General features: G+C 73.1%; 2 protein-coding genes. Both read right to left on the reverse strand.

Annotated elements, in window-relative coordinates; translation table 11 throughout:
* A partial coding sequence (locus ABZ896_RS52365; RefSeq protein WP_360946504.1) for a S53 family peptidase occupies positions 1–1,597 on the reverse strand: 1,597 nt, incomplete at its 3' end.
* A gap of 125 nt (positions 1,598–1,722) precedes the next feature.
* A partial coding sequence (locus ABZ896_RS52370; RefSeq protein ID WP_360946507.1) for a LuxR C-terminal-related transcriptional regulator occupies positions 1,723–3,204 on the reverse strand: 1,482 nt, incomplete at its 5' end.

The raw sequence follows: 3,204 nt of genomic DNA on the forward strand, positions 1-3,204 counted from the left end.
CACCCCGTTTGCACGTCTCCTCCAAAACCCCGGCCGGCATAAGGGATGGGACGTCAGCTCGGACCCCGCCCTCGGGCTGCCCCACGACTTCGGTGCCGCTCGCGGAGTAGAGCGCGGGGTTGGCGAAGCCGAGGTTGGCCTTGCCGGCCGCCGCGGCCTGCTGGTTGTAGAGGGCCGCGAAGGCCGCCCACTCCGGGGCCGCCGCGCTGGTGCCGCCGACCGTGGACCAGGAGCCCTGCGAGTAGATCGAGACGCCGGGGCTGGGGTTGGCGTGTGCCGAGACGTCCGGGACCTGGCGGTAGCCGCCACCGGCGCTCTTCTGGACGGCCGTCTGCCAGCTCGGGATCGTGAAGACGGTGGACTTGCCGCCGCCACCGCCGGACCAGGCCACCTCCTTGCTCCAGGCGTTGGCCGAGGTGACGGTGAGCTTGGTGCCGCCCACGCCCGTGACGTACGGGTCGCTCGCCGGGTAGTCGACGGAGGTGCCGCCGTCGCCGGCGTCGTCGGAGCCGTCGTCGCCGGAGGCCGCGTAGAAGCCGAGGCCCTCGGCGGCGCCCGCCTTGAAGACCGCGTCGACCGCGTTGATGTTGGAGGTGGTGCGGGCGGACTCGGCGGCGCCCCAGCTGATCGAGGTGGTCGGGATGCCGGAGTCGACGATCGCCTGGTAGGTGTCGACCTCACCGGCGTCGGAGTTCGGGCCCTCGAACACGGTGACGTTGGCCTTGGGGGCGATCGCGTGCAGGACCTCGATGTCCAGCTCGACCTCGACCTGGCCGTCGCCGAGCGCGCCGGAGCCGCCGTCCACCTTGGACACGGTCGGGGTGGGCGAGCCCAGGCTGTAGTTGGTGTCGTACTTCGTGATGTTGGACTGCTGGAAGCCGTCGAACTCCAGCAGGGCGATCTTCTGGCCGCTGCCGGTGTAGGTGCCGGAGACGTTGTAGCCGCCCTTGAGCTGGGCCGGAGTGTAGCCGCCACCGGGGCCGTTGTGCGGGGAGACCGTGTGCGGGGTCGACTGGTGGTGCAGCTGGACCCGGTTGTTGAGGCCCGCCACGTCGCTGACCAGGGAGGCGAAGGAGGACGGCAGCGTCGGCGCGCTGTCGTTGGCGTAGAAGGAACGGCCGGACTTCGCGTCCTTCCAGTTCGACAGCTTGGTGCCGAAGGCCTTCTGCAGCTGGGCGGCGGTGCCGCTGGCGTCGACGAGCAGGTTCCCGGAGTGGACCTTGCCGACGGTGACCCCTTGGGAGCGCAGGTAGTCCTTGAGCTGCCGCACCTCGGCGTCGGTCCGGCCGAAGCGGGCCGCGAACTGGCTCTTCGTCAGGTAGTGGCCGTAGGAACTCGAGTGCGGGTCACTGACCTTGGCGATGAAGGTGTCAAGTGCCGTGCCCCCTCTGGGAGTCAGGCTGATCGCCACCGATATGCGCTTGCCTGCGGCGACGTTGCCGGTGCGGGTCGCGTTGTGTCCGAGGCCCTTGAGGACGTCACCGGTGACGGCGGCGCGGGCCGTGTGGGGCGCGTCGGCGGCGTAGGCGGCGGGGACGGCTGCCGTGATCAGGGCCGGCACGGCGACCAGGCCGAGCAGTTTGAGGCGTGACTTCACTGCGGTCCTCCGAGGTGGGGGGTGGTGAGGTGTCCCAGAAGCGGAACGAGATCACCGTAGGAACCGCGGCCCCACCCCCATAAGCGGGGGAACCCTTGCGTCCTGTGTTAACTGCGGATGTCACGTCAACGGCGTGTGTCGGGCACGCGGGGGAAGCGCAGACGGGCGGGCTGGCTGACCGTCACCGCCTGGGTGGCGGGCCTGGGTTGCTCGTCGTCGCCGGTGTCGACGGCCGCACCGGAGGCGATGACGGCGACGGCCATGGCGTGTGCCAGTGCGGTGCGCGAGCGGACGCCGACCTTGCGGTAGACCCGGGACAGGGCCCCTTCCACGGTCTTGACGCTGATGAACAGCTCGGCGGCGACTTCCCTGTTGGTCGCGCCGCCGCCGACCAGTTCGGCGATCCGGGCCTCCGTGGGCGTGAGTTCGGGCCCCGCACCCGCCTCGGCGCCGCGCTCACCGGCCTCCAGCCGGGCCAGCTCGTCCCGGGCACGGGCCGCGAGCGGGGCCGCGCCGATCCGGGTCGCCGTCTCCAGCGCCTCGGCGAGCGCCTCGCGTGCCGCGCCCCGGTGGCGGGAGCGGCGCTCGACCGCGCCGAGGGCGATGAGGGTGCGCACCAGCTCGACGGGCAGGGGCAGTTGGCGGAGCCGCCCGACTGCGGTCCGCAGCCTCACGGCTCCCTCCTTCGCCCGGCCGAGTCCGGCCTCGCGCAGTCCCTCCGCCCGTTCCAGCGCCGCGAGTACGCTGCCGGGCACGCCGTCCGTCACACGGGCGCGGGCGTCGTGGAGCACGGCTCCGGCCGCGTCCGTCTCGCCGAGGACGACCAGGGCCTCGGCGAGGTCGCCGTACCAGTGCAGCAGGGGCGGGTCGGCGGCGCACATGGCCTCACCGAGTGCCTTGACGCGTTGCAGTGCCTCGACCGCGGCGGCGGCCCCGCGTGAGTCGCCGCCCAGGAGTTCGGCCTGTCCGAGGACCGCGAGGGCGCGCAGCAGGAACAGCCGGTCGCCGTCGGCCTCCGAGGCGCGTACGGCCTGCGCGGCCAGCCGTCTGGCCTCCTCGGCGCTGCCTCCGGTGGTCTCGGCGAGAGCCGCCGCGTAGAGCGCCGGAGCCGCCTGGGCCAGGGTGCGGGCGCCGCGGGCCGCGGTGTGCAGCGCCTCGCGGCAGTGGCCGGCGCGGACCTGGATGCGGGTCAGCGCCACCAGGGTCGCCATGACCTCCTCGGTGCCCGCGAACTCCCCTATGGCCGCGAGGAGTCGGGCGACCTGGTCGTGGGCCTCGGTCACCTTGTCGGAGTCCAGCGCGAGGATCGCCCGCATCCGGACCAGCCGCCAGCTCTCCGGGCCGCCGTCCGCGCCGCCGACCAGGGCGAGCGCCTCCTCCAGCGCGACATCGGCGGCGACCGGCTCCCCGGCCAGGGAGCGCACGCGGGCGAGGGTGGCGAGCGCGTCGATCCTGGTGTCCGTGTCACCGGCCACGGCCGCGTGCCGCGCGGCCCGTCGGGCGTGCCGGGCCGCCTTACCCGGGCCCTGGCCTGCACCTATCTCTCCTTTGACACTGATCGGCAGTACGGTGTCCCCCATGCGCCCCGACACGCCTGCCGAGAACGT

Origin of the sequence: Streptomyces sp. NPDC047072 (genome assembly GCF_040643855.1) — a bacterium.
In the GTDB taxonomy this organism is placed as follows: Bacteria; Actinomycetota; Actinomycetes; order Streptomycetales; family Streptomycetaceae; genus Streptomyces.